Annotated in this window: 25 protein-coding genes and 3 tRNA genes; 21 read left to right on the top strand and 7 right to left on the bottom strand. The window is 68.6% G+C overall.

Annotated elements, in window-relative coordinates; translation table 11 throughout:
- The first annotated feature begins 407 nt into the window (after positions 1 to 407).
- The 6 genes from ACFVVK_RS17955 (at position 408) to ACFVVK_RS17930 (ending at position 8,236) form a co-directional block, all read left to right on the top strand.
- A complete protein-coding gene (locus ACFVVK_RS17955) occupies positions 408 to 1,445 on the top strand; it encodes a universal stress protein (protein ID WP_390269988.1) in 1,038 nt (345 codons plus the stop codon).
- A 41-nt stretch (positions 1,446 to 1,486) separates the two neighbouring features.
- Positions 1,487 to 4,237 carry a PEP/pyruvate-binding domain-containing protein gene (locus ACFVVK_RS17950; RefSeq protein ID WP_390269984.1) on the top strand — a complete coding sequence of 917 codons (2,751 nt, stop codon included), beginning with the start codon at positions 1,487 to 1,489 and terminating at the stop codon, positions 4,235 to 4,237.
- Positions 4,234 to 4,914 (top strand): hypothetical protein, encoded by a 681-nt coding sequence (locus ACFVVK_RS17945; protein ID WP_390269981.1) that lies wholly within the window; start codon positions 4,234 to 4,236, stop codon positions 4,912 to 4,914. Before ACFVVK_RS17950 ends, ACFVVK_RS17945 begins: the two co-directional genes overlap by 4 nt.
- A gap of 110 nt (positions 4,915 to 5,024) precedes the next feature.
- Positions 5,025 to 6,095, top strand: coding sequence for an outer membrane lipoprotein carrier protein LolA (locus ACFVVK_RS17940; protein WP_390269978.1), 1,071 nt, complete (start codon positions 5,025 to 5,027; stop codon positions 6,093 to 6,095).
- 76 nt (positions 6,096 to 6,171) lie between these two features.
- A complete protein-coding gene (locus ACFVVK_RS17935) occupies positions 6,172 to 7,305 on the top strand; it encodes an ABC transporter ATP-binding protein (protein WP_390269975.1) in 1,134 nt (377 codons plus the stop codon).
- Between the two features lie 133 nt (positions 7,306 to 7,438).
- Positions 7,439 to 8,236 carry an ABC transporter permease gene (locus ACFVVK_RS17930; protein WP_390270048.1) on the top strand — a complete coding sequence of 266 codons (798 nt, stop codon included), beginning with the start codon at positions 7,439 to 7,441 and terminating at the stop codon, positions 8,234 to 8,236.
- Positions 8,237 to 8,267: 31 nt separating this feature from the next.
- Here the strand turns inward: ACFVVK_RS17930 and ACFVVK_RS17925 are convergent, their stop codons facing one another.
- From ACFVVK_RS17925 to ACFVVK_RS17905, 5 genes are all read right to left on the bottom strand, one after another.
- Positions 8,268 to 9,794: a C40 family peptidase gene (locus ACFVVK_RS17925; protein ID WP_390269972.1), complete on the bottom strand. Its 1,527-nt coding sequence runs from the start codon at positions 9,792 to 9,794 to the stop codon at positions 8,268 to 8,270.
- A gap of 250 nt (positions 9,795 to 10,044) precedes the next feature.
- A complete protein-coding gene (locus ACFVVK_RS17920) occupies positions 10,045 to 10,965 on the bottom strand; it encodes a cation diffusion facilitator family transporter (protein WP_390269968.1) in 921 nt (306 codons plus the stop codon).
- A gap of 10 nt (positions 10,966 to 10,975) precedes the next feature.
- Complete coding sequence (locus ACFVVK_RS17915; protein WP_390269965.1) at positions 10,976 to 11,452, bottom strand: metallopeptidase family protein; 477 nt, start codon at positions 11,450 to 11,452, stop codon at positions 10,976 to 10,978.
- A 9-nt stretch (positions 11,453 to 11,461) separates the two neighbouring features.
- Positions 11,462 to 12,439, bottom strand: coding sequence for a DMT family transporter (locus ACFVVK_RS17910; protein WP_390269962.1), 978 nt, complete (start codon positions 12,437 to 12,439; stop codon positions 11,462 to 11,464).
- A gap of 77 nt (positions 12,440 to 12,516) precedes the next feature.
- Entirely contained in the window at positions 12,517 to 13,398 is an 882-nt protein-coding gene (locus tag ACFVVK_RS17905) for an ArgP/LysG family DNA-binding transcriptional regulator (protein WP_390269959.1), read from the bottom strand.
- A gap of 68 nt (positions 13,399 to 13,466) precedes the next feature.
- Between ACFVVK_RS17905 and ACFVVK_RS17900 the strand changes: the two genes are divergently transcribed.
- Entirely contained in the window at positions 13,467 to 14,069 is a 603-nt protein-coding gene (locus ACFVVK_RS17900; protein WP_390269956.1) for a LysE/ArgO family amino acid transporter, read from the top strand.
- A 55-nt stretch (positions 14,070 to 14,124) separates the two neighbouring features.
- Here the strand turns inward: ACFVVK_RS17900 and ACFVVK_RS17895 are convergent, their stop codons facing one another.
- Positions 14,125 to 15,144 (bottom strand): PHP domain-containing protein, encoded by a 1,020-nt coding sequence (locus tag ACFVVK_RS17895; protein WP_390269953.1) that lies wholly within the window; start codon positions 15,142 to 15,144, stop codon positions 14,125 to 14,127.
- A gap of 152 nt (positions 15,145 to 15,296) precedes the next feature.
- Between ACFVVK_RS17895 and ACFVVK_RS17890 the strand changes: the two genes are divergently transcribed.
- From ACFVVK_RS17890 to ACFVVK_RS17825, 14 genes are all read left to right on the top strand, one after another.
- Positions 15,297 to 15,369: transfer RNA gene (locus ACFVVK_RS17890), tRNA-Glu, on the top strand.
- A 115-nt stretch (positions 15,370 to 15,484) separates the two neighbouring features.
- Positions 15,485 to 15,558 (top strand) — tRNA-Asp (locus ACFVVK_RS17885).
- Between the two features lie 48 nt (positions 15,559 to 15,606).
- Positions 15,607 to 15,682: transfer RNA gene (locus ACFVVK_RS17880), tRNA-Phe, on the top strand.
- 204 nt (positions 15,683 to 15,886) lie between these two features.
- Entirely contained in the window at positions 15,887 to 16,339 is a 453-nt protein-coding gene (locus ACFVVK_RS17875; RefSeq protein WP_390269950.1) for a hypothetical protein, read from the top strand.
- 101 nt (positions 16,340 to 16,440) lie between these two features.
- Entirely contained in the window at positions 16,441 to 16,908 is a 468-nt protein-coding gene (locus ACFVVK_RS17870) for an Asp23/Gls24 family envelope stress response protein (protein ID WP_390269947.1), read from the top strand.
- Positions 16,905 to 17,096 carry a hypothetical protein gene (locus tag ACFVVK_RS17865; RefSeq protein WP_090954296.1) on the top strand — a complete coding sequence of 64 codons (192 nt, stop codon included), beginning with the start codon at positions 16,905 to 16,907 and terminating at the stop codon, positions 17,094 to 17,096. The genes ACFVVK_RS17870 and ACFVVK_RS17865 overlap by 4 nt, the downstream gene beginning before the upstream one ends.
- Positions 17,093 to 17,476, top strand: coding sequence for a hypothetical protein (locus ACFVVK_RS17860; protein WP_390269945.1), 384 nt, complete (start codon positions 17,093 to 17,095; stop codon positions 17,474 to 17,476). Before ACFVVK_RS17865 ends, ACFVVK_RS17860 begins: the two co-directional genes overlap by 4 nt.
- A gap of 89 nt (positions 17,477 to 17,565) precedes the next feature.
- Positions 17,566 to 18,129: a hypothetical protein gene (locus ACFVVK_RS17855; protein WP_390270045.1), complete on the top strand. Its 564-nt coding sequence runs from the start codon at positions 17,566 to 17,568 to the stop codon at positions 18,127 to 18,129.
- Positions 18,126 to 18,737 carry a hypothetical protein gene (locus ACFVVK_RS17850; protein ID WP_390269942.1) on the top strand — a complete coding sequence of 204 codons (612 nt, stop codon included), beginning with the start codon at positions 18,126 to 18,128 and terminating at the stop codon, positions 18,735 to 18,737. The genes ACFVVK_RS17855 and ACFVVK_RS17850 overlap by 4 nt, the downstream gene beginning before the upstream one ends.
- A 143-nt stretch (positions 18,738 to 18,880) precedes the next feature.
- Positions 18,881 to 20,164 (top strand): ABC transporter substrate-binding protein, encoded by a 1,284-nt coding sequence (locus ACFVVK_RS17845; protein ID WP_390269939.1) that lies wholly within the window; start codon positions 18,881 to 18,883, stop codon positions 20,162 to 20,164.
- 7 nt (positions 20,165 to 20,171) lie between these two features.
- Positions 20,172 to 21,206 (top strand): carbohydrate ABC transporter permease, encoded by a 1,035-nt coding sequence (locus ACFVVK_RS17840; RefSeq protein WP_390269936.1) that lies wholly within the window; start codon positions 20,172 to 20,174, stop codon positions 21,204 to 21,206.
- Positions 21,203 to 22,102 carry a carbohydrate ABC transporter permease gene (locus tag ACFVVK_RS17835; RefSeq protein WP_390269933.1) on the top strand — a complete coding sequence of 300 codons (900 nt, stop codon included), beginning with the start codon at positions 21,203 to 21,205 and terminating at the stop codon, positions 22,100 to 22,102. Before ACFVVK_RS17840 ends, ACFVVK_RS17835 begins: the two co-directional genes overlap by 4 nt.
- 10 nt (positions 22,103 to 22,112) lie before the next feature.
- Positions 22,113 to 22,370, top strand: a complete 258-nt coding sequence (locus ACFVVK_RS17830; RefSeq protein ID WP_390269930.1) for a hypothetical protein — start codon at positions 22,113 to 22,115, stop codon at positions 22,368 to 22,370.
- A 122-nt stretch (positions 22,371 to 22,492) separates the two neighbouring features.
- Positions 22,493 to 23,560 carry a LacI family DNA-binding transcriptional regulator gene (locus ACFVVK_RS17825; protein ID WP_390269927.1) on the top strand — a complete coding sequence of 356 codons (1,068 nt, stop codon included), beginning with the start codon at positions 22,493 to 22,495 and terminating at the stop codon, positions 23,558 to 23,560.
- A gap of 56 nt (positions 23,561 to 23,616) precedes the next feature.
- On the opposite strand, the gene ACFVVK_RS17820 is transcribed toward ACFVVK_RS17825, so the two are convergent.
- Positions 23,617 to 24,573 carry a hypothetical protein gene (locus tag ACFVVK_RS17820; RefSeq protein ID WP_390269924.1) on the bottom strand — a complete coding sequence of 319 codons (957 nt, stop codon included), beginning with the start codon at positions 24,571 to 24,573 and terminating at the stop codon, positions 23,617 to 23,619.
- Positions 24,574 to 24,591: the final 18 nt, after the last annotated feature.

Here is a 24,591-nt window from a genome sequence, read left to right as displayed (position 1 = left end):
TGACCTCGGCCTGGGTTCCGCAGCCGCCGAGCAGCTGCGTTCTGAATTACCAGTCTCGGTTCAGCAACGAATCGAAGAATACCCAAGATCCCGCTCCGTGAATAGGGGAGGTAGGACATTGGCTGAACTGCCCGCATCTTAAGCGGGTTCCGCGTAGGCCGCCGCCGGCAACCAGCCCGGAAACGGGCCCTGCGCCGGCATGTTAATTCTGCGTAAATCCTTCGGTCCGGGGCCGCCGCGGCCCGTCTGCCGCCGTCTTGTATGTTCGCAATTAACCGAGAATAGTGAGGAAAAAGAGGGGTTGTTGCGCGCAGGGTCCGGGTCGCCCCAGCCGGTGAACGCCGGGCGCCGGCAGGTCTGGCAGAATAGCCGCAACATCAGGCAAGAATCGCGAGGAGGCGGACCCCATGGGCCGTGAACAGGTGCACCCGGACCCGGAATGGGAGACCGGCGGCGAGCCAGCTCCTCTGCGCGGAATCGTGGTGGGCTTCGATGGTTCGGACCACAGCCAGTGTGCCCTCGTCTGGGCCGCCCGCGAGGCCGAGCGCCGGGGCCGCCCGCTGCACATCGTGACCGCCTATTCGGTTCCGATCTTCGCCGCTTCCGGGCTCGACGGCGGCTACGCCACCGTGGACGACTCCGTGATCCGCGAGGGTGCCGAAGCCATTCTCAAGCACGCCTTGGACAAGGTGGCCGGCTACAACATCGACGTCGACGCGTCCGTTGAAAACGGGGACGCATCCGGCGTGCTGCTGGACATCAGCGAATCCGCCGAGCTGCTGGTCTTCGGAACCCGTGGCCGCGGCGGCTTTGTTGGCCGGTTGCTCGGCTCGGTCAGCAGTGCGTTGCCCGCCCACGCGAAGTGCCCCACCGTCACCGTGCCGCTGATCTGTGCCGACCGTCTGGGCGAAACCACTGCCGACAAACATGTCCTGGCCGAGCGGGCGAAGTCCGGCCGCCAGCCGGTCGAGAACGTTGTGGTGGTCGGCGTCGACGGTTCCGACCAGGCACGCATCGCGGTGCTGGAGGCCGCGGCCCAGGCCGAACGCCTCTCCGCCCGGCTGCGCCTGGTGTGCGCCGTCCCCCAGTACACGGGCTCGCTTGCCTGGGTGCCCGCGCCGATGGACCGCGATGCCCTGTTCGCCGACATCAAGATCCAGCTCGACGCGGGTGTGGCCTGGCTGCGGAGCCACTTCCCGGCCCTGGAGGTCGAGACGCAGCTGGTGGACGGCTCTCCGGTCGACATCCTCGTCAATGCCAGCCGTCACGTGGAACTCGTAGTGGTCGGCACCCGCGGGCGGGGAGGCTTTGCCGGAATGCTGCTGGGTTCGACGTCCGACGGCGTCCTCCACCACGCCAAGGGACCAGTGATGGTGGTGCCGGACCGCGACGACCTGCGGCTTGCGGACAGGGCCAGCTTCGGCCCGATGCTCGGCGACTCCTAACTTCCCCACGTACGGCTCGACGCCGGAAGGACGGTCCGCACATGGGGCACCCCCGGAGGCCGGAACCGGCCCAGGACGGGCTGGTTCTGGCCTTGGAAGACGTCGGCCAGGACTTGCTGGCCGAGGTCGGCGGCAAGGCGGCGAACCTGGGCGAGCTGGCGTGCGCCGGGCTGCCGGTCCCGCCCGGCTTTTGCCTGGGCACCCGGGCCTACCTGGAAGCCACGGATTCCCCGGCACTGGCCGAAGTGCAGCGTGCCCTTGCCGCAACGGCACCCGCTGACCTTTCCGCGCTGGCGTCCCTCGCCGCCAAGGCCCGCGACCTGGTGCTCGGCGCCGGCATCCCTGCCGGCACCGAAGCCGCCGTGCGGGCCGCGTACGCGGCGCTGGGAGCGGACGCCGCCGTCGCCGTAAGGTCGTCAGCCACCGCCGAGGACCTGCCCTTTGCCAGTTTCGCCGGCCAGCAGGACACCTTCCTTAACGTGATCGGCGCAGATGCCGTGCTGGCGGCCGTCCGGCAATGCTGGGCTTCCCTGTGGACGGACCGCGCCGTCACCTACCGGGCGGTGCAAGGCATCGACCCGTCCACGGTGTCCCTGGCGGTGGTGGTCCAGCGCATGGTGGATGCGGCCGTGGCCGGGGTGATGTTCACCGCCAACCCCGTGACCGGGCGCCGGCACGAGGCCGTCATTGACGCCAGCCCCGGGCTGGGGGAAGCGGTGGTGTCCGGCGCCGTCACACCGGACCACTTCGTCATCGACGGCGCCACGGGAACCATCACGGAGCGAAGAATCGGGGCCAAGGGCCTGCTGATCCGCCCCCTGCCCGGCGGTGGCACCGAGCGGCTGATGCAACCCGATGCCGGCTCCCTGCCGAGCCTGGACGATTCCCAGTTGGGCGCACTTGAACGCCTGGGCCGCCGCGCCGAGGGACACCTCGGCGCGCCGCAGGACCTCGAATGGGCCCTGGACCGTGACGGCACCGCATGGCTGACACAGTCCCGGCCGATCACCACGCTCTATCCGATGCCGGTCAGACCGCCGTCGGGGCCGGGGACACGCGTCTATCTGTGCTTCAGCCTGGCCCAGGGACTGACCCGGCCCCTGACACCGATGGGCCTGGCCGGCATCCGGCTGATTGCCTCCTCCGTGGCGGCCACAGCGCGTTTCCCTGTGCCGGTTCCCCGGGACGGGCCCTCGCCCTACGCGGAAGCAGGGCAGCGCATCTTCTTCGACGTCACCACCGTGGTCCGGAGCAAGACCGGGCGGGCGATCGTTCCGCGGGTGTTCGACGTCATGGAGGCCAGATCCGCCGCCGTGCTGCGCCGGCTCTTCGCCGATCCCAGGTTCTCCATCGCGATGACCTCGCCGTGGCCGCTCCTGCGCCACGTCGCCCCGGTGGCGGCGCGCGCGAGGGTCCCGGAGACGGTGTTCCGCGCCCTGGTCCGGCCCGAAGAAGCCCTGCGCCGGGCCGGCCTCGTGGGCCAACAGCTCGCGGCCGCCCTGGTGGTCCCCGCGAGCGCCACCGCCGCGCAGCGCCTGGACCACGTTGAACGGATCCTCAACCGCAGCCTCTTCCCGGTGGTCCCGGCCCTCCTGCCGTTGCCCGCTTTGGGGTTCGCCTTGCTGGCCCTGGCCGGGAAACTCGCGGGAAGCCCGGGCAACGGGGCGCTGCAGGACGTCCTGCGCGGCCTGCCCAACAACGTGACCACGGAGATGGACCTGGAACTTTGGTCGCTGGCCGCCGCCATCCGCAACGATGCGGCGTCCACGGCGGTGTTCGGCGAGGCCACCTTGCCCGAGCTGGCCAGGCGTTACCGGGCGGGCCGCCTTCCCGGGCCCCTGCAGACCGGGCTTTCCGGGTTCCTGGCCCGGTACGGCCACCGCGCGGTCGCGGAGATCGACCTGGGAATGCCCCGCTGGTCTGACGACCCGATCCACATCCTCGGGGTCCTGGCGAATTATCTGCGCGCGGAGGACCCCGAGCTCGCCCCGGACCGGCAATTCGAAAAAGCCGCACGCGCCGCAGACGCTGCGGTGGAACGGCTCGTGGCCGCGGCGCGGCGGCGCAGCCGCCTGCGGGGCGCACTGGTGCAGGCCGCGCTGAAGCGGACCCGGATGTTCGCCGGCCTGCGCGAACTGCCGAAGTACCACCTCGTGGAGGCACTCGGCGCCGTCCGGCAGCAGCTCACGGCAGTCGGCGCCGAGTTCGCCGCCGCCGGAACCATCGATGCGCCGGACGATATTTTCTTCCTCGACCTGGCCGAAGCGCAGCGGGGGCTCGGGGGCGCCGCCCTGCAGGCCGTCGTGAACCAGCGCCGGGAGGAGTACCAGGCCGAACTGGGGCGGCGGCATATTCCCCGCGTGCTCCTCTCCGACGGAACGGAGCCGGAGGCGGTGCAGCCGGACGCCGGGAACGACGCCGGCGGGGCTGCGGGGAGCCCGGCGGGCGCGCTCGCCGGCACCCCGGCCTCGGCCGGCACCGTCACCGCCCTGGCGCGCGTGATCCTGGACCCGCAGGGCGCGCACCTGGAACCGGGCGAGATCCTGGTGGCACCCTCTACCGATCCAGGCTGGACGCCGTTGTTCCTGACGGCCGGCGGCCTGGTGATGGAAATGGGCGGCCCCAACTCCCACGGCGCCGTCGTCGCGCGGGAATACGGCATCCCCGCGGTGGTGGGCGTCCCCGACGCGACGTCGCGGATCGCGACAGGCGACGACATCACGGTTGACGGCGCCGCCGGCACCGTGAAGAAACATGCCGTGACTACCAGAACTGTGGCGCCGGCACCATGACGGCGGACGTCTCGGGCCAGCACCGCTTCGCGGACCGGGACGCGAGGCTTCCCGCGTGGCTCGTGGAGCATCCGCTGACGGCCGGCTGGTCCTGGACCGCGTTCTGGGCGGCCCTGATCGTGGCCGACGAATTCCTCGACCTGGCCGGCTGGTCCTGGTATGTGCTCGTCGGCATGGCCGCCCTGCCCACACTGCTGGCGAGCCTCGCCCTGCTGCACGCCACGCCGCGCCTGTATCTGAGACCGCACCGGGAGACGGTGCTGGGCCACTTCTTTGTCCGCTTCCTCGCCCTGATCGCTGCCTTTCTGGTGTGGGGTGTCTCCGTGGTCATGAGCGCCTCGATCTCAACGACGCTGCAGTCGCTGGTCGGCGCGGACGAACGGGAGGTCACCGGAGTGGGTTTCAATCTCCTGCTGGCCGCGGTCCCGCTGGTGGTCTCCGTGCTGTGGCTGGCCTTCATCATCCGCTGTGCCTGGTTCCTGCGCCGGCTCCGGGGCTGGAAGCAAATTCCGGAGCCCGGTACCGTGCACAAGAAGTTCCTTCGGGACATGCCGCGGTTGAGGCGCGTGGTGGTGGGCCTTGCCCATCCCGGGCTGCTGCTCGTGGCGGGACTCGGCACCTCTGTGCTTGCGCTGTTGCTGGGTGCCGTGGAGCTGACTGTGAATGTGCTGAAGTAGGCCGCCCCGGGCCGGACCCAGGCGTAGTGTGGACGTATGAGCTGCACTGCCGGAGCGCGCACACTGCGGACGCGGACTGCTGGAACCATTGTTGATGGGTCGCGGTCGCGATGACCCGCGTTGGGAGCCGCAAGTGGTTGCGCTGGCTGCCCGCCGCGGCCGTCCCCGCCGTCATCGCCGCCGGGGCGCTGGCAGGATCCCTGCCCGCCAGGGCCGGGGATCCTCTGCCGGCCAAGACGCCGGAGCAAGTGCTGCAGCTGATCGCCCAGCACCGCAGCCCGGCACTCTCCGGCACCTTGGAACAGTCCTCTGAGCTCGGTCTTCCTGAACTCCCCAAGACCGGTCCGGGCACGGATTCGCCAAATGCCTGGCTTGAACTGTTGACCGGTCCGCACACCGCACGGGTCTATCTCGACGGCCCGGCCAACGCCCGCATCCAAGTGATGGACCGGCTGGCCGAACGGAATGCTGTCCGCCACGGCAACGAGCTGTGGTTCTACAACTCCAAGGACAACACGGCCTCCCACGTCCAGGTTCCCGCCGAGAACCGCGGGGATGTCAAAGGCCCTGCAGTCACCCCTGACCAGCTCGCCTCGATGTTCCTGGCCAAGATCGACTCCAGCACTGAGGTGACTGTAGGCGCGGACGTGCAGGTGGCAGGCAGGGCCGCCTACAACCTGGTGCTCACGCCGAAGTCCGGGGCGACGCTCGTTTCATCCGTCGCAGTGGCAGTCGACGGCCGGACCGGGCTGCCGCTCGGCGTCCAGGTCAGGGCCCGCGGACAAGGGGAGCCCGCTTTCGGCGTCGCCTACACAAACCTGACCCTCGGGGCGCCCGACGCCTCCGTCTTCACCTTCAGCCCGCCCCCGGGCGCCACCGTCAAGGAAGTCCCGGCCCCGGAGCGCAAGGCGGGAACTGAACACCGTACGCCCCCCGCCAAGGACTCCACCCACAAGCCGGCCGTGACCGGCTCCGGCTGGGACTCGGTCATCGCGTTCCCGGCCGGAACTGCCGGTCCGGCGTCGGACACGTCGGCGCTGCTCCAGCAGGCCGCCGCGCCTGTCCAGGGCGGCCGGCTGCTCTCCACGGCGCTGGTGAACGTCCTGGTGCTCGACGACGGGCGGGTCGTCGCCGGCTCCGTACCCGTGGAGCGGCTCCAGGCCGTCGCCGCGCAAAAGTGAGCGGTCGCGCACCGGTGAGCAGCCGCAGGGCAGGAAGTGCGTGGCCCGACGCCGCCGGCCGCCCGGTGACGGCCGCGTGAGCACCGCAGGGCCGGGGGCCGAGCTGAGTATCGTGACCCGGGGCCTGACCAAGCGGTTCGGCCACCAACTCGCCGTCGACGGCGTCGATCTGGCCGTGCCAAAGGGTGCGGTCTTCGGTTTCTTGGGGCCCAACGGTTCAGGGAAGACCACCACCATCAGGCTCCTGCTCGGCCTGGCCGCCGCCAGCGCCGGTTCCATGCGCGTCCTGGGCGAGGAGATGCCCCGCAAGCTCAGCGACGTGCTGCCCCGCGTGGGTGCGCTGGTTGAGGGGCCGGCGTTCTATCCCTTCCTTTCCGGCGCAGCGAATCTGCACCGCATGGACGCCGCGGATCCTTACGCTTCGGCCGCCACCCGCCGGTCCAGGGTCCAGTCGGCCCTGGCGCGGGTGGGTCTGACACACGCCGCGGACAAGAAGGTCCGCGCCTATTCACTGGGCATGAAGCAGCGGCTCGGGATCGCCAACGCGCTGTTGGCTCCGCGCGAGCTGTTGGTGCTGGATGAACCCACCAACGGGCTGGATCCCCAGGGCACCCGGGAAGTGCGCAATCTGGTGCGCTCGCTCGCGGCCGACGGGGCCACGGTGTTCGTCTCCAGCCACCTGCTCGCCGAGGTGGAACAGATCTGCACGCACGCGGCCATCATGAGCGCGGGACGGCTTGTGGCGCAGGGAACCCTGGCGGAGCTGCGCCGGGCGGGCCAGGCGCGGATCCGGGTGCTGACGCCGGACCCCGGCACCGCGGCTCAGGTGCTGGCGCGCCTGGGCCTAACCGCCACGATGAACCCCGACGGCGGCACAACAGGCGGCACCTCAGGCGGTGCGTACTCAGGGACGGACGCGGTCCTCTTTGCCCCACTGCCGGTGGTTCCGTCCGCGGTGCCCCGCGAAACCCCGGCCGGGGAAACCACAGCCCGGGGCACCGCAGGGCCGGTGCCGGCCACGGACCTGCAGGCCACGGATCAGCAGGCCACGGACCTGCAGGCCACGGACCGGCAGGCCGTGGAACCGGAAGCCGTGGTGGCCGCCCTCGTGGCGGCGGGGGTCAGGGTCCGCGGCTTCGCGACCGAACAGGTCAGCCTTGAGGACCGCTTTGTGGCGCTGACGGGGGAGGGGTTCGACGTTGTCCAGTAACAGATCATCCGCAGGCGGCACGGCAGCCACCGTCAGCCATGATCCCGCTGGCGCACCAAAGGGGGCCGAGGGCCGTAGCGGCGTCGAGCATGGCGGCGCGCCGGTCCGGCGCCGGTCCTTCACCGGCGGACTCCTGGCGTCCGAGATTGGCGTCCTGTTCCGGCGCCGCAGGACGTGGGCCATGCTGTGCGCGCTCGCGGCCATTCCGCTCCTGATCGCGGTGGCGGTGAGGGTATCCTCGGCCGTGCCGGCGGGACGCGGGCCGGCCTTCCTGGACCGGATCGCGCAGAACGGCCTGTTCGTGGGCGTCACGGCGATGGTGGTCTCCGTCCCGCTGTTCCTGCCGCTTACCGTCGGCGTGGTGGCAGGGGACACGATCGCCGGTGAGGCCGGGCAGGGGACCCTCCGCTATCTGCTGGTGGCCCCGGCCGGGCGGATCCGGCTGCTGTTCGTCAAGTATGCGGGCGCGGCTCTTTTCGTCGTCATCGCCCCGCTCGTGGTGGCCTTGACCGGGGCCGGAATCGGCGCGGCACTCTTCCCCGTGGGACCGGTGACCCTGCTGTCCGGCGACACGATCGGCACCGGCGAGGCCATGGTCCGGCTCCTGCTGATCGCGGCCTATCTGGCGGTTTCACTGCTCGGGCTATCGGCGGTCGGCCTGTTTATCTCCACCCTGACCGACGTCCCGGTGGGGGCCATGGCGGCCACCGTGGTGCTCTCGGTGGTTGCCCAGGTCCTGGACGCGCTCCCGCAACTTGAATGGCTGCATCCGTGGCTGTTCAGCCACTACTGGCTGGATTTCGGCGATCTTCTCCGCCAGCCGGTCTCGTGGGACTCCTTCGCCGCCAATGCGCTCCTGCAGGGCGGCTACATTGCGGTCTTCGGAGCGCTCGCCTACGGCAGATTCATCACCAAGGACGTGCTCTCCTAGCCTCGGGAACGGGCCGGCCGGCGCGGTGGTCTCAGTAGCGGGCCACGTAGCCGAAGAGCTGCATCCCGGACATGGCGGCAACATCGGTCACGGTGATGCCGGCGTCGGGATTGAGTGCCTGGACCACACGGCCGCCGCCGAGGTAGATGGCCACGTGGTAGAAGCCTGGCGATGAACCCCAGACGAGCAAATCTCCGGGACGCGCCTGGGAGAGCGGGACATGGACAGGGGCTTGCGCGAACTGCTGGGAGGCCGTGCGGGGCAGGTACTTGCCGGCCGCGGCGAACGCATTCTGCACCAGGCCCGAGCAGTCAAACCCACGGGCCCCGGTTCCGCCGTACTGGTAGAAGTAAGGCGATCCGGTCTTACTGAGCGCAACAGAGATGGCGGTTTGGTTTGACCCGTCCGGAACCGGCGCAGGAACCGGAACGGGAACCGGCGCGGGAACGGGGACCGGCGCAGGAGCCGGTGCAGGTGCCGGTGCCTGAACGGGGGCCGGCGCGGGCTTGGGTGCCTGAACGGGGGCCGGCGCGGGCTTGGGTGCCGGTGCGGGGGCCGGGGCCGGGACGGGTGCGGGCGCAGAAGATCCCCCGGCCGGCGCGGGAGAATTGCTCGGCATTTGCTGGGGCGCCGGATCGCCGCCGCCCTGCGCGGCGGGGACGGGCTGTGAGCCCGTGCCCTGCTGGGAGTCCGTTCCCGGCTGCGGCGCGGGACCGGCCGCCGCCGTCAAAGCCGCCAGCCGCTCCTGCTGGCGCTGCCGGTCGAGGGCGTCCACCCGGGCAGATTCCAGCGCCGCCGTGGTGTTCCGCAGGCTCGCCAGCTGGCCCACCAGTGCGGTCCGCTGTGCTTTGGCATCGGCTACGGCCTGGCGCTGAGCCGCGGTGGCGCGGTCGGCATCGGTCTTCCGAGCTTCCGCCGTCGTGGCGGCCTCGTCGGCGGCGCGGTTGGCGTCCGCGGCGGCTTCCTTCAGCGATTTGGCGGCAGCGGCCGCGTTTTCGGCCGACTCGAACGCCCGGGTGCGGCCGGCCGTGAGGGCCTCCAGCGTCGCAGCATCTTCGAGCGCCTGCCCCGTGCCGCTGACAAAGCTGCTGAGGGCCGGATTCAGCCCGCCGTTTCGGTACAGGTCACTGGCCAGCAAACCAAGCTGCTTGCGGGTCTTGGCCTGTTCCGCCTCGGCAGAGGCGGCCCTGGCGACCGCGACGGCTGCGGCGTCCCGCCGCGTGGTCAGCTCGACGAGGGCCTCGCCATACGCATTGTTCGCCTGAAGTGACAAGGCGAGGCTGGCTTCCTGGGCGCCCGACGCATCGGCCAGGAGGCCGTCGATCCGGGTGACCTCTGCCGCCGTCGCGCTTTCACTGGACTTGGCAGCGGCGATCTCCTCCGGCGAGGGAATCTCCGGCGACGCGGGGACCAGGCCGGCGGCCGCCAGCGGCGCGCCCGCAGCAGAGCTGAGTCCCGGCGCCAGCGGTGCGGCCTGGGCGGGGAACGCGAGCGCTCCAAGGAGGACGACGGCGGTGCAAAGCACAGCCGTGGGGCGACCGGATCCGGTCCAGCTCATGGGCAACCTCGTTGAAGTCTCGGGCTGGAATGAGCGAGGTTGGATTTGGCGTCATGAATTTGGCGTCATGAAAAGGCCCCTCTGCGGATCACCCAGCAGGCATGAGGCTACGTGCCAAAAGTCACTTTGGCAACACGGGTCACACGAACAACATAAACAACAACAGTGTTATTTGGAGGCATTAGTTGAGGGCGTGTTCGCCGAGGGCAGGGCGGATGTGGCCGGGCGGTGCCGCCGGTCCGGGCGCCGGTCAGGCGTGCTGGTGGGCTTCGTGCTCCGAATGCGTGGCAGGCTCAAGCTGGAAGGTGCAGTGTTCCGTATCAAAGTGGGAGCCCAGGCAGGTGGTGAGCTTGTCCAGGACCCGGTCCGCGCCACGGGCCCCGAGCGCCGCGTCCTCCACCACCACATGCGCGGAGAACACGGGGACGCCGGACGTGATGGTCCAGATGTGGATGTCGTGCACGGAGACCACCCCGTCCACCGAGAGGATGTGCTCGCGGATCATTTGGACGTCCACGCCCTTGGGGGTGGCCTCGAGGAGCACGTCCACAACATCGCGCAGCAGGTGCCAGGCCCGGGGCAGGATCATGAGGGCGATGAGGATCGACGCGATGGTGTCCGCGGCCTCGAAGCCGGTGACCATGATAATCACTGCCGCCGCAATGACGGCAAAGGACCCCAGCAGATCGCCCAGGACCTCCAGGTAGGCGCCGCGCACATTCAGGCTTTCCTTCTGGGCGCCTCGCAGGATCAGCAGGGAAACCAGGTTGGCGACGGCGCCGAGCACCGCCGCGAAGAGCATGATGTCGGTGTGGACCTCCGGGGTGGCGCCGAGCCGGCGGATCGCCTCGGTGAAGATGACCACAGAGATGACGATCAGGACCAGGGCATTAGCCAGCGCCGCCAGGACTTCGGCGCGCTGGTAGCCGTATGTGCGCAGGTCGCTGGCGGGCCGGGCGGCGATCCACGCGGCGAGCAGGGCGATGAAGACGCCGGCGGCGTCGGAGAGCATGTGGCCGGCGTCGGCCAGCAGGGCCAGGGAGCCCGAGATCAAAGCACCGACGGTCTGCACGAGCACCACGGCGAGGGTGATGGCCAGGACGGCGACCAGACGCTTACGGTGCTTCGCGGTGCCGGTGATGCCGTGCGAGTGGCTGTGGTCGTGTCCCATGCCTATAAGGCTAGCCCCAGCCGAGCTCGTGAAGGCGTGCGTCGCTGATGCCGAAGTGGTGGGCGATTTCGTGCACCACGGTGACGGTGACTTCCTCGATCACGTCCTCGCGGGAGGCGCAGATCTCGAGGATGGGCCGGCGGTAAATGGTGATCCGGTCCGGCAGGGACCCGGCGTCCCACCAGGAGTCCCGTTCGGTCAGGGGAACCCCTTCATAGAGGCCCAGCAGCACGGTGTCCGGATCCTCTCCGGGCTGCGGCGTGTAGTCGTCCTCGATGAAGATCGCCACGTTGCTCATCGTCTTGGCCAGTTCGGGCGGGATCCGGTCGAGGGCGTCGCTGACGGCCGCTTCGAAATCGGCCTCGGACATCGGGAACGGTTCAGCGTCCGCCGCGCCGCCGGCGTCGTCCCCGCCGCCGTTGCCGCCTTCGCCGCCGTCGCCACCGCTCGGAACGATCGGCAGGCCGGGCGGGAGCGAGGAAGGCATGAAGAAATCCTAGCGGGACCGGCGCCGGGTCAGGCCCACGCCCACAAGGCAGATCACGCCGCCAACCAGGCCCCAGATCGTCGGAATCTCACCCAGGACCAGCCAGGAGATGAGGATCGTGGTGCCCGGGACCAGGTACGTCGTTGCGGCGAGGCGCCCGGCATCAATCAGGGAAAGCGCATAGGCCCAGGTGGTGAAGGCGATCGCCGTGGGGAAGATGCCGAGGTAGACCAGCCCGAGGGTGGCCGGCAGGGGAGCGGCCTGCAGCTCTGTGACCAGCTGGCCGCTGAAAGGCAGGCAGCAGATGGCACCGATCATGATGCCGAACCACGTCGCCTGCGCCGCCGGGAACTTCCGGAGCACCGGCTTCTGGACGATCACGCTCACGGCGGCCAGCGCGGCCGCGAGCAGGCACAACAGAACACCGGCCACGTCCGCCGTCGAGCGCTGGCCGGAACCCAGAGCAATGACGGCCACGCCGCCGAAGGCGATCAGGCTGCCGATGATCAGCCAGCGCGGGAAGCCCTCTTTCAGGATCACGCCGGCCATCACGGCGACCAGGATGGGGTTGACGTTGATCAGCAGGGCTGCCGTGCCGGCGTCGAGCATGTGCTCGGCGGCGTTCAGGGCCACGTTGTAGCCGCCGAACCACATAATGCCGTAGGCCAGGATGGGCCACCACTCGCGGCCCCGGGGGAGTGAGCGCAGCTTCGGGACCACCAGGAGACCCAGCACGACGGCCGCGACGGCCAACCGGCCGAGCGTCAGGGAGCCGGGTGAGAAGCTCGGGCCCACGGCCCGGATGCCCACGAAGGCGGAGGCCCACAGTACGACCGTGACGACGACGGCGGCGACACCAAGTTTGTTGATCGGAGCGGGCCGCGGAGGGGCCGGGACGGATTGTGGGGCAGGTGCGGGGGCGACGTGCGAAGACCCTTCGTGGGGTCCTGCAGTCGGGGTGGGGCCGGAGGCGGCGGTGGTAGCCATGCAGCCAATCTAGCCTGTGCCGCATCCTCCGGGCTGGCGGGAATCGGTCACGTCTAGTCGAGATCCTGCCAAAAGTGTCACCGCAATACGCGGGCAGCGTTTTGGATCGCCGCCGCGACGCCGTCCAGTGCGGCCGAACCGTAGCGCCACTGCTGCCAATGCAGGGGAACGTCAACGAAGGACTTCGGACCGAGCCTGACCAGCCGCCCCTGCTCGAGGTCCTGGACGATTTCTATCTCGGGCATCATGCCCCAGCCCATGCCCAGGCGGATGGCTTCGCCGAACTCGTGGGCCGCCGGTACGTAATGCCGCGGCGGCTCGAGGGGCTTGCGGCTCAACCGCCGCAGGTAGCGGTCCTGCAAGTCGTCCTTGCGGTCGAAGACGATGGCGGGCGCCTTGGCCAGTGAATGTGCCGCTGCCCCGCCGTCGAACCACGTTGCGGCGAAGGCCGGTGCGCAGACCGGCAGGTAGCGCATGACGCCGAGCCGGCGGGAGGTGCAGCCGGCGGCGGGTTTCGCGGTGGCCGTGATCGCCGCAGCCGCTGCGCCGCTGCGGAGCAGATCCAGCGAATAATCCTGGTCCTCGCGCAGGATTTCCAGCTGAACCGTGCCTGCCGCTGCTGAAAGTCCGGGCAGCGCCCAGGTGTGCAAAGAATCGCTGTTGATCACCAGCGTCAGGCGCGTACCACCGCGGGCCTCCTCGGGCTGCAGTTCCTCGGCGAGGTCCGCCGACAGCAACTCGAGCTGCCGGGCGAACCGCACCACAGCTTGGCCGGATTCCGTGAGTCCCGCCGGCCGCGCCCGCGTCAGGACGGGGCGGCCGACCGCGGTCTCCAGTGCCCGGATCCGCTGGCTGACCGCTGAGGGCGTCACGGACAAGTGCGCGGCGGCGGCGTCGAAACTTCCGTGCGCGACGATCGCGGCGAGCGTCCGCGCCTGGTCCGGGGAAACGTCGATCATTAATTCATCTTACCTTCCAGCAGAATCTTTAACTGGTTTCATCTTGGGAAGGCACCTACCGTGAAAGGGTGATCCTTCCGATGTTCTCCGGCCTCTCTGCCGGCCTTTCCCTCATTGTTGCCATCGGCGCACAGAATGCTTTTGTCCTCCGCCAGGGCATTCAGCGCTCGCACGTCGCCATGGTGGTGGCGGTGTGCGCCCTGTCGGACCTGGTGCTGATTGTGCTGGGCGTGGCGGGCATCGGTGTTCTCCTGGACCGGGCGCCGGCCGCTCTCGTGGTGATCCGCTGGGCCGGGGCGGCCTTCCTGCTCGTTTACGGTGCGCTCGCGGCGCGGCGCGCGGTCCGCGGGGAGGAGATGGAGCATCCCGGCGAAAAGCCTGTCGGGGGCCGGGTGGCAGTGTTGGGCACCTGCCTGGCTTTCACGTGGCTGAACCCGCACGTGTACCTGGACACCGTGCTGCTGCTCGGGTCGCTCGCCGCCGCCCATGGCCCGTCCGGGCGGTGGTGGTTTGCCGCCGGGGCCGGTTTGGGGAGCATTGCGTGGTTTACCGCCCTGGGCTTGGGGGCGCGGTTCCTGACCGCCCTGTTCCGGCGCCGGGCTGCCTGGCGCGTGCTCGACGCGGTAATCGCCGTCGTGATGCTTACGCTGGCAGTGCTGCTGGTGGCCTGAGCCTCGCCGCGGTCCCCGGTCCGGTCGGCGCGCCGCCCGAAGGCTGGAACAGCGGCTACTTTCCGCGTCCGGACCACTCCAGCAGCCGATCCAGCGGCCAGGTGGTGACGATCCGCTCGGCCGGTACGCCGTTCGAGGCGGCCCGCTCGGCCCCGTACTGCAGGAAATCCAGCTGCCCCGGGGCATGGGCGTCACTGTCGATGCTGAAGAGGCAGCCGGCGTCGAGAGCCAGCCGGATCAGATTATCCGGCGGGTCCTGCCGCTCGGGACGGGAGTTGATTTCGACGGCGACATTGTTCTCGGCGCACGCGGCGAACACGCGCTCGGCGTCGAACTCGGACTGCGGACGCGTGCCCCTCGATCCCTGCAACAGCCGCCCGGTGCAGTGGCCCAGAACGTTCATGTGCGGATCATTGATGGCGCCCAGCATCCTGGCGGTCATGGTGCCGCGGTCGGAGCGGAGCTTCGAGTGCACGCTCGCCACCACGATGTCCAGACGGTCCAGCATGTCCGGGGACTGGTCCAGGGTGCCGTCCTCCAGGATGTCCACCTCGATCCCGGCCAGCAGGCGGAAGTCCCCGCCGTCCCCGTTGATGTCCGCGACAACGTCCAGCTGTTCCCGCAGGCGTTCGGCGCTCAGGCCGTTGGCGATCTTGAGGTTGGGGGAGTGGTCCGTCAGGGCAACGTACTCCCGGCCCAGCGTCCGCGCTGCCTCGGCCATGAGCTCGACCGGGGAGCCGCCGTCGGACCAGTCGCTGTGGCTGTGCAGGTCCCCGCGGAGGGCGGAGCGCAGCTCGGCGCCACCTTTCGCGAGCGGCTGCTGCCCGCGTTCCCGCAGCTTTTCAAGATAGTCGGGTACGCCGCCGTCGACCGCCTGCCTGATGACCTCGAACGTTCGGTCCCCGATGCCCTTCATGCTCTTCAGTCTGCCGTTGCGGGCCCGCGCTGCGACCTCGTCCGGTTCCAGGGCGCTGATGATCCCGGCCGCCTTCCGGAACGCCTGGATCTTGAACGTGGGGGCTAGTTCGCGTTCCAGCCAGAACGCAATCTCATTGAGGGCATCAACGGCATCCATCCGTCCATCTTGCACCGGCGGGGGCCGATTTTGGATTATCGGCGGCTCGCCCTTATAGTTTTATAGTCCAGTTCGGAGGAACCCGAGGGGACAAAAACGAAAGGCTTCGGCCCTTCATTTTTGCCCTGAATGTTCGACCGGATGGCGTCCTGGCCCCCATCGTCTAGCGGCCTAGGACACCGCCCTTTCACGGCGGCGGCACGGGTTCGAATCCCGTTGGGGGTACGCAAGGAAGTGGTCAAGCCGGATGAAAAAGTCTGGTAGGCTAAAGACCTTGAAAAACTGCGGTAGCGATACCGCAGAATGCAGGAACAGCAGCAAGAAAAGCAGTAACAAGCAAGGCCCTGTAGCGCAGTTGGTTAGCGCGCCGCCCTGTCACGGCGGAGGTCGCGGGTTCAAGTCCCGTCAGGGTCGCTCTGATTGCCGGAAGAGATTTCGGTCGTCAAGGTGACGTGTCACCTAGGCTCTGTAGCTCAGTTGGTAGAGCGTTCGACTGAAAATCGAAAGGTCACCGGATCGACGCCGGTCGGAGCCACCACTGGGAAGCATCAGTTCATTCGAACTGGTGCTTTTCTTCTTTTAATCCACAGGAAATCAGGGGAAGGTCCGGCGGCGCCGGACCGGTTTTGGGAGGCCGGCCGCCGGCCCGGCTAGACTCGCACGCTGGGGAAAGAACACCAAGGCCGCCGGCAGCCCGATCCGGGCGGGCGGCGCAATCTCAACCGAAAAGTGATTCTGCAACGTGACTTCGAAGAACATCGCCCGTCCTCTCGCCCTCGCCGCACTCCTCGGTGCGCTGGCCCTCACCGGCTGTTCGGCACCGCAGGCCGGCAGCGCGCCGTCGTCCGCTCCCGCGACCGCTCCCGCCTCCGCGACGCCGAGCCCCAGCGCCGCCTCAGGCCCGAACGGCGACTTCGCGACGGCGGCCGAGGCCTGCGCCAAGATCTCCGAACAAGCCACCGGCGCCACGCTCCTCCCGCTGTCCGCGGCCCAGGGCAAGACGGCTGAACTGAAGCAGTACGAGGCGGAGCTGGCAGCGACAGCCGAGCGCGTCCCGGATAGCCTCAAGGCTGACTTCGCCAAGCTCAAGGACGTGGCAGTTGCAGGCGTCACCGACCAGACCGTGTTTTCCAGCGGCAAGCTCCAGGCCGCCATGGCGCCCGTGACGGAGTGGATCTCCGCCAACTGCAAGTAGGCAGCCGCCTCTCGTCTACGCGAAGGAAGCGCGGCAAGAAAATCGCCCCCCGCCGCGGGGCCAGGGGCTAGGGTGGTGTCAAAGAGAAGGGGGAGCGCGTCGTGGAATACCAGAATCCTCAGCCCGTTGCCGGTCCTGTGTCCGGTCCTGTGGACGCCGTGCCCGCGCTGGCCGCCACAGGCCGCACGGTCATTTCGGAAGCCGCCGTCGCCAAGGTAGCGGGAATCGCCGCCCGGGCCGTACCCGGGGTCTACTCGCTGGGGTCGGGCCCGTCGCGTGCCTTGGGGGCCATCCGTGACGCCGTCGGCAACATCGACCACGCGGCGGGGGTGCGGGTCGAGGTTGGCGAAACACAGGTTGCCGTGGACATTGACGTTGTCGCGCTGTACGGCACTGCCCTGCACGCCCTGGCGGGGCAGATCCGGGCCGCCGTATACAACGCGGTGGAGGAACTCGTGGGACTCGAGGTGATCGAGGTGAACATCGAGATCATCGACGTTTATGTGCCCGGGCCGGCTAAAACCGCCGCGCCGGGCGAGGTCCGGCCGGCTAGGGAGGCAATCCAATGAGTCTGACGGTAGTGGGAATCGCCGCGGGTGCCTTCGTGGCATTCATGTCCTTCCAGTTCGGCGCGTGGGGTTTCCTCGGCGCCCTGCTCTTCATGGGCGTCGGTGCTCTCCTGGGCCGGGCCGCGGAAGGGAAACTGGATCTGCGCAGCGTGTTTGACGCGCTCACGGGCCGGCGCTCCTCCTCATGAGCGTCACTGCGGGGGCGCCGATCCGCGGCGTCGCGATGGCGGGACACACCCGCATCAGCACCCAGGCCCTGACGAGCGTGGCACGGGCGGCCACCGGCGAGGCCTTCGGCGTGCCGCCCCACGACGTGCGCGTGGAGTGGACGGATGACGACGGCCTGCTGGCGCTCTCCCTGGTCACCCCCGTCACCATCCCGCCCCTCACCCAGGTTCTCCGGGATCCCGCCCGCGTCGAGGGATTCGGCGGTTCCATCTGGGAGCGGGCCCTCGCCGCCAGGTCCAGGATCCTGCAGAGGGTGATCGAACTGAGCGGGGCGCAGCTGAGCAGGGTGGACATCCGCATCAGCGGCGCTGCGGTGCACGGGAGAAGGCGGGTGCGTTGAGCCACGATATCCGCAATCCCCCTGCCGTCCCCCACCCCGGCGACGGCGCAGTGCCGGCGGCCGCACCGCTTGGTGCCGGCGCGGCAGGCATGGAGCGCATCCTCCGGCGGGAAACGCACCCGTCCCGGGCCGTCGTCTCCATGATTGCCGCCGTCCTGGTCGGCGTTGTGTGCGGTTATGCACTGCTGGAGACGGGAGTGCGAGCGATCGGACAGCCGGCGTGGCTGGTGGATCCGCTGACGGCCGCCGAGCGTGTGGTCGCTCTCCCGGCCGGGATTCCACCGCTGCTGCTGGGCGTCACGGGTGCTGTGGTGACCATGGCGGGACTGTTCTTCTTCCTCAATGCCGTGCTGCCGGGACGGCGGGCCCGACACGTGTTCCCGGACCGCCGGGCCGCCGTCGTGGTGGACGACGAGGTGATCGCCGCGGCCCTGGCACGCCGGGCGCGGGTGGCGGCCAACGTCACCCCGGGGCAGGTGATGGTGGTGGTGTCGCGGAACCGGGTGGTGGTCAACGTCCGGCCCACCTCCGGCGTGCCGCTGCGCCAGGACGCCGTCCTGGCGGCCGTGCGCCGGGAGCTGCAGGACATGGGCCCCGAGCCCATGCCGGACGTCCAGCTCCAGGTCGCCACAGCCGGGGTGGTGGGCGCATGAACAACACTCCCAGGGTCCTGAACCGCATCCTGCTGGGCATCGTCGGCATCACGCTTCTGGCCATCGGCGTTCTCCTGATGCTGCTGGTCAGCGTCCCCGCAGTCGCGGCGTGGTGGCATGGCTGGGCCGGCGGCGCCCTGAGTTTCTGGCTCGACTTGTTCGAACGCACGCAGTTCCCCGGCCGGCAGGGGAGCTGGCTGTGGCTCGTGATCTGCCTTGTGTTGGTGGCGGTGCTCGCCCTGCTGGTCGCCTGGGTTGCCCAGCAGGGCAAGGGCCGGACCAGCCTGCTGGTGGCGGAGGAGGACCCCGGCGGTGTGCCGGGCAACGTCGCGATCGGCGGCGGAGTGGCGGAGCAGGCGCTCCGCGCCGCCCTCGCGGACCGGCCAGACCTGACCGGGGTCACCGTTGCCGCCTACGCGATCCGGGGCGAACCTGCCCTGAAGATCCGGGTGGAGCCGCGCCAAGGGGTCGCCCCGCACACGCTCGCCGCCGAAATCTCCGGACTCGTGGAGGCCCTCGACGCCGTGATCGGCAAGCGCACCCCCGTCCTGATCCGCATCGGAACCGGTGCGCGCTCGCGGTTCGGCCGGGCCGAGCGGGTCCGCTGAGCCGGCGGAGCGCGCGCAGAGTCTCCTTTGCGTAAAGGTTTCATGTAAACGCTTGCATTACTCGTTGCTCGTTACTACTGTGATGGTCGGCACATTAACTGCACGGCCGTTTTTCACCGGTACTCAGCGAGGAGCACTCCAGTATGAAAACCCGCAATATCCTTCTTCCCGCTGCCACAGCGGGCATTTTGGCCCTCACCCTTTCGGCCTGTGGCGGCGGCGGTAGTACGAGCGGCGGTGGCGGCGATGCCGCCTCGCAGGGCCTGGACGGCCGCGGACCCATCACCTACGTTCAGGGCAAGGACAACAGCAACGTTGTCCGCCCGCTGATCGAAAAGTGGAACGCCGCCCACCCGAACGAGAAGGTCACCTTCAAGGAGCAGACAGACCAGGCCGACCAGCAGCACGACGACCTCGTCCAGCACTTCCAGGCCAAGGACGCCGGCTACGACGTTGCAAGTGTCGACGTCGTCTGGACCGCCGAATTCGCTGCCAAGGGCTGGCTGCAGCCGCTCAAGGACAAGATGGCACTGGATACCTCGGCCATGCTGAAGCCGACCGTCACGGCTGCCTCCTACAAGGGCACGCTGTACGCGGCACCGGAATCATCCGACGGCGGCATCCTGTACTACCGCAAGGATCTGGTCCCGACGCCCCCGAAGACCTGGGACGAGATGATGAGCATGTGCTCCATCGCGAAGTCCAAGAACATCGGCTGCTACTCCGGCCAGTTCAAGAAGTACGAGGGCCTCACCGTCAACGCCTCCGAGGCGATCAACTCCGCCGGCGGAGCCGTGCTGGACGCGGACGGCAAGCCCAACCTGCTGACCGCTGAGGCCAAGGCCGGCATGGCCAACCTGACGAAGGCCTACGCGGATGGCAGCATTCCGAAGGAAGCCATCACGTTCCAGGAGGAGGAGAGCCGCCAGGCGTTCCAGGACGGCAAGCTGCTGTTCCTGCGCAACTGGCCTTACGTCTACAACCTGGCCACGACTGAAGGTTCCTCGAAGGTCAAGGACGTCCTGGGCATGACGGCCCTCCCGGGCAAGGCAGGCCCCGGCGCCTCCTCCCTCGGCGGCCACAGCGCGGGCATCAGCGTCTATTCGAAGAACAAGGCCACGTCCCTGGACTTCCTGAAGTTCCTCACCTCCGAAGAGAACCAGAAGTTCTTCGCCACGCAGGGTTCCCTCGCACCGGTGCTCGGAAAGCTGTACGACGACAAGGAGCTCGTCGCAAAGCTGCCGTACCTGCCGGTCCTGAAGACCTCGATCGAGAACGCCGTGCCGCGCCCGGTTACGCCGTTCTACCCGGCCGTCACGAAGGCCATCCAGGAAAACGCATACTCGGCCATCAAGGGCGAAAAGACCGTAGACGCGGCCCTTTCCGACATGCAGAAGTCCATCGAGTCCGCTAGCGCGGGACAGTAGGTCCATCATGGCAACTGAAGTAGGCCCGACGTCGGTCAAGGCACCGGCGTCGGGCGGGGCACCGGTCCACCACGCTCCCAAGGGCGTTGGGGAGGACAACCGCATCGCGACACAGGGGCGCTGGGCAGCCTGGCTGCTGGCGCCGACCATCATCGCCTTGTCGGTAGTGATCGTTTACCCGATCATCACCGCCATTGTGATGTCGTTCCAGAAGGATGCCGGCCTGGACCCCGCCACCGGCCTCTTCACCGAAGGTGGCCCGGCCGGCTTCTCGAACTACTACAACTGGATCTTCCAGCAGTGCCCGGCTCCCGGCGGCGGAACCGTCGACTGCCCGCCGGGAACACTTGGGTCGCAGTTCTGGTCCGCCACCGGCACCACGTTCTTCTTCGCCATCGTCACGGTGGGACTGGAGACGGTGCTCGGTTTCTGGATGGCCGTCATCATGGCCCGGGCCTTCCGGGGCCGCAGCCTGGTCCGCGCAGCTGTCCTGGTGCCGTGGGCCATTCCCACCGCCGTTACGGCCAAGCTGTGGCTGTTCATCTTCGCCTTCGAAGGCATCGGCAACAAGCTCTTCAACACCGCTATCCTGTGGACCGGCAGCGAATGGCCGGCCAGGTGGGCGGTGATCATCGCCGACGTCTGGAAGACCACTCCGTTTATGGCGCTGCTGATCCTCGCCGGCCTGCAGATGATTCCCGCCGAGGTATACGAGGCGGCCAAGGTCGACGGTGCCAGCGCCTGGCAGCGGTTCCGCATGATCACCCTGCCGCTGGTGAAGCCGGCCCTCATGGTGGCCATCCTGTTCCGCACCCTCGACGCCCTGCGCATGTTCGACCTCCCCTACATCCTGACGGGCGGGGCCAACAACACCACCACGTTGTCCATCCTGGTGATCAACCAGATCAGGCAGGGCTTCAACTCGGCGGCCGCCTTGTCCACCATCACGTTCTTCATCATCTTCATAGTGGCCTTCATCTTCGTACGCTTCCTCGGAGCGAACGTGGTGGAGCAGACCGGCGCAGGTAAGGGGAAGAAATGACCGCCGCAACGAGCGCTGCCACCGAACTGCGCGCAAAGCAGGACCAGGGGCGCAAGGCGGCCCAGAACCGCGAGAAGTGGGCCAACGGACGCACGTACATCAGCGCGGCCGTGATCCTCTTCTGGTGCCTGGCGCCGGCTTATTGGATGGTTGTGACGGCGTTCCGCGACGTCGGGTACACGTACGACACGTCGATCCTGCCCACCCACGTGACGCTGGACAACTTCAAGACCGCGTTCGACACCTCCTTCGGCAACCACTTCGGCCAGGCCCTGCTCAACAGCTTGTTCATCGGCAGTGTCGTCACCGTGGTTTCGTTGTTGATCGGTGTGTTTGCCGCCTATGCCCTGGCGCGTTTGAACTTCCGGGGCAAGTACCTCGTCCTCGGCTTCATCCTGGGGGCCTCCATGTTCCCCGGTGTCGCCCTCATCACGCCGCTGTTCCAGCTCTTCACGAACATCGGCTGGATGGGCACCTACCAGGCCCTGATCATCCCGAACATCTCGTTCGTGCTCCCGCTGACCGTCTACACCATGACGTCCTTCTTCCGGGAGATGCCATGGGAGCTGGAAGAATCGGCGCGCGTTGACGGCTGCACACAGGGACAGGCCTTCCGGAAGGTCATTATGCCGCTGGCCGCCCCGGCCATCTTCACCACTGCCATCCTGGCGTTCATCTCCTCGTGGAATGAATTCCTGATCGCCAGCCAGCTCTCGAGCGACGCGACGCAACCGGTCACCGTGGCCATTGCCAGCTTCGCCGGCGCGCAGCCCAACCAGATTCCGTACACCGCCATCATGGCCGCGGGCACGATTGTGACCATCCCGTTGGTCATCCTGGTCCTGGTGTTCCAGCGCAAGATCGTCGCGGGCCTGACCGCCGGCGCGGTCAAGTGACGGGAAAGCAATGAGCAACAAACCCCACCAGGGCACGGCTGCCGGCGCCGACCGGCGCCGTGTCCGGTCCGGCGAGGACTTCGACATCATCATCGGGTTCCTCGGCTTCTGGACCGTGGTGCTGCTGGTCATCACCGTCTGGATGGAGGTGACCGCCCAGCCGGCCCTCGGCTGGGCGCTGGGCCTGCTGGCCGCACTGCTGGCACTCTACGGAATGATCCGGCTGCGTCGGCGCTTGCCGCGCCGCACAGCCAGCCGGCGAGGGTAGGCAGCCGGCGCGGCTGGCCAGCCACGAGCAGGCACTATATTCAACTGCCGCGGGGGAGGCGGGGCAGAGCACGTCTGCGGACGGCCGCCAGGCCTCCCCGGACAGTCAACAAGGGGACAAAGGTGGCACGGACAACAGAACGGGCGCAGCGCGGCGGCCACACCGGGGTCAGCATTGAGGATGTGGCCGCCGCCGCGGGGGTATCCACTGCCACCGTTTCCCGGGCCGTCCGCGGACTGCCGCGCGTTTCGCCGGCAACGCGGGAGAAAATCCTCGCCGTCGCCGAATCCCTGGGCTACGTGGCGTCCTCCTCGGCGTCCGGCCTGGCGACGGGCAGGACCAAGACCATCGGGGTGCTGGCACCGTTCGTCAGCCGCTGGTTCTTCTCCAAGGCCATCGAGGGCGCAGACCGCGAACTGCACGCCCGCCAGTACAACCTCTCGCTCTTCAATCTCGGGGGTCACGGCAGCAACCGGGAGCGGCTTTTCAGCAAGACCATGGTCTACAAGCAGATCGATGCCTTGCTGGTCCTCTGTATGGCGCTCAGTCACGATGAAATCGAGCACCTCCAGAAGATCGATATCCCGCTGGTGATCGTCGGCGGCCACGTCGAGGAGTGCCCCTACATCGGCATCGACGACTACGCCGCAGCCTCCACCGCGGTCCGCCACCTCATCGATCTGGGGCACACCGATATCGCGCTCCTGCACGGCGACGACGAGACGGACCTCAACTTCGACGTCCCCAGGGTCCGGATCCAGGCTTTCCAGGACGTCATGCGGGGCGCCGGCCTGCCGATCCGGCCGGAATGGGACGTGTGGGGTGACTTCACCGTTCACAGCGGCCAGGAAGCCTTCCGGCGCCTGTGGGCCGCGGACGGGCCCAGACCCACCGCGGTGTTCTGCGCTTCCGACGAGATGGCGATGGGCGTCATCTTCGAGGCCGGCAAGGCCGGGGTGCGGGTGCCCGAGGACCTGTCGGTCATCGGCATCGACGACCACGACTTCGCCGATGCCATGGGGCTCACCACGGTCGGGCAGCATCCGGACCAGCAGGCGGAACTCGGCACCAAAATGCTGCTGGACGAACTCAACGGAATGGCCGGGTCCGTGCACTCCGTTGTGGCGCCGCACCGGCTGATCGTGCGGAGGACGACGGCGCCGCCAGGCAGGTCCGGACCGCACGCCTAAGGCTTTCCAGGGGCTGGTGTCCTGCGCCGCCCGAGGACAGCCTGGCCGGCGCCCGCTTAGGAGGCGCGGGCCAGCTGCCGGATCGGGACCCAGCGTGAGGCCAGCCGGCGGTACGCCGCGGCGGCCCCGGTCATGTCGCCTTCGGCCAGGCACTCGATGCCGAGGCGCACGTCCAGCGGCGAATCATCGGGATAGACCTTGTCTGCCACCGCGCCATAGTCGAGTTCCACGACGGAACCGGGGTGAAACAGTTCAAGCCACTCCGTGAGCTGGGTCAGGTCCTCGAGCATATCGAGATCGGGCGCGGCGATGGCGAGGTGTGCCACGGCATAGCCCACGCGCTCCAGCGCCCTGCCAATGCCCGCACGGATGCGGACCGTGGCAATGTGGCCCTCGGACTCCACGACGTCGGTGTGGTCCGCTTCCTGGAAGAGGCAGAACCAACTGAAAGGGATGCCCCACGTGGAAGCCCGGGTATGGACCCGGCTCACGCCGTCATGCGCCCGCACCTCGTCAATGCGCTCCTGGTGCTTGTCCCGCTGTTCCTCCGGAATCAGGAGCTCGGCGAGGGGCCCGTGGATGCCTTCGATCAGGGCGTTCGCGGCCAGCCCGGCACGGAGCACCAGTTGGCTGGGGCAGTACAGCAGCCGTTCGGCCTGTCCGGCCGAAGCGGCGCCGGAATCGGAGGCGTCGTGTCCTGGACTGTCGCGCCCCGCGCTGTCGCGTCCGGCACTGTCATGTCCCGCGACTGCGGGCCCCTGCTTTGCCGGCGCGGGAACAATGCGCACGAGGTCGGTCCGGCCGGTGGGGAAAGGGTCCCCGTCCGGACGCGTGATGCGACCCAATGACGCCATCAGCTCGGCGTTCTCCACGGCCGCGCGGGACGCCTGCCTGGCGCCGGCGGCCCGCAGGGATTCCTGCTGCATCTCGGGAAACGCCTCGAGGGGCTCGTAGATCCGGAGCGCGGAAGAGAACGGCAGCCCGGCCTGGCCGCGGTAGATGTTTCCGGTCATAGGATCACGACGCTTCCC

This window comes from Arthrobacter sp. NPDC058192 (assembly GCF_042883665.1).
Lineage (GTDB): Bacteria > Actinomycetota > Actinomycetes > Actinomycetales > Micrococcaceae > Arthrobacter.
This window is presented reverse-complemented; position numbering and strand designations above follow the sequence as displayed.

Coding starts and splice junctions, on each gene's coding strand:
- ACFVVK_RS17955 (WP_390269988.1), top strand. CDS start 408: ATGGGCCGTGAACAGGTGCACCCGGACCCGGAATGGGAGACCGGCGGC.
- ACFVVK_RS17950 (WP_390269984.1), top strand. CDS start 1,487: ATGGGGCACCCCCGGAGGCCGGAACCGGCCCAGGACGGGCTGGTTCTG.
- ACFVVK_RS17945 (WP_390269981.1), top strand. CDS start 4,234: ATGACGGCGGACGTCTCGGGCCAGCACCGCTTCGCGGACCGGGACGCG.
- ACFVVK_RS17940 (WP_390269978.1), top strand. CDS start 5,025: ATGACCCGCGTTGGGAGCCGCAAGTGGTTGCGCTGGCTGCCCGCCGCG.
- ACFVVK_RS17925 (WP_390269972.1), bottom strand. CDS start 9,794: ATGAGCTGGACCGGATCCGGTCGCCCCACGGCTGTGCTTTGCACCGCC.
- ACFVVK_RS17920 (WP_390269968.1), bottom strand. CDS start 10,965: ATGGGACACGACCACAGCCACTCGCACGGCATCACCGGCACCGCGAAG.
- ACFVVK_RS17915 (WP_390269965.1), bottom strand. CDS start 11,452: ATGCCTTCCTCGCTCCCGCCCGGCCTGCCGATCGTTCCGAGCGGTGGC.
- ACFVVK_RS17910 (WP_390269962.1), bottom strand. CDS start 12,439: ATGGCTACCACCGCCGCCTCCGGCCCCACCCCGACTGCAGGACCCCAC.
- ACFVVK_RS17905 (WP_390269959.1), bottom strand. CDS start 13,398: ATGATCGACGTTTCCCCGGACCAGGCGCGGACGCTCGCCGCGATCGTC.
- ACFVVK_RS17895 (WP_390269953.1), bottom strand. CDS start 15,144: ATGGATGCCGTTGATGCCCTCAATGAGATTGCGTTCTGGCTGGAACGC.
- ACFVVK_RS17865 (WP_090954296.1), top strand. CDS start 16,905: ATGAGTCTGACGGTAGTGGGAATCGCCGCGGGTGCCTTCGTGGCATTC.
- ACFVVK_RS17860 (WP_390269945.1), top strand. CDS start 17,093: ATGAGCGTCACTGCGGGGGCGCCGATCCGCGGCGTCGCGATGGCGGGA.
- ACFVVK_RS17855 (WP_390270045.1), top strand. CDS start 17,566: ATGGAGCGCATCCTCCGGCGGGAAACGCACCCGTCCCGGGCCGTCGTC.
- ACFVVK_RS17850 (WP_390269942.1), top strand. CDS start 18,126: ATGAACAACACTCCCAGGGTCCTGAACCGCATCCTGCTGGGCATCGTC.
- ACFVVK_RS17845 (WP_390269939.1), top strand. CDS start 18,881: ATGAAAACCCGCAATATCCTTCTTCCCGCTGCCACAGCGGGCATTTTG.
- ACFVVK_RS17840 (WP_390269936.1), top strand. CDS start 20,172: ATGGCAACTGAAGTAGGCCCGACGTCGGTCAAGGCACCGGCGTCGGGC.
- ACFVVK_RS17835 (WP_390269933.1), top strand. CDS start 21,203: ATGACCGCCGCAACGAGCGCTGCCACCGAACTGCGCGCAAAGCAGGAC.
- ACFVVK_RS17830 (WP_390269930.1), top strand. CDS start 22,113: ATGAGCAACAAACCCCACCAGGGCACGGCTGCCGGCGCCGACCGGCGC.
- ACFVVK_RS17820 (WP_390269924.1), bottom strand. CDS start 24,573: ATGACCGGAAACATCTACCGCGGCCAGGCCGGGCTGCCGTTCTCTTCC.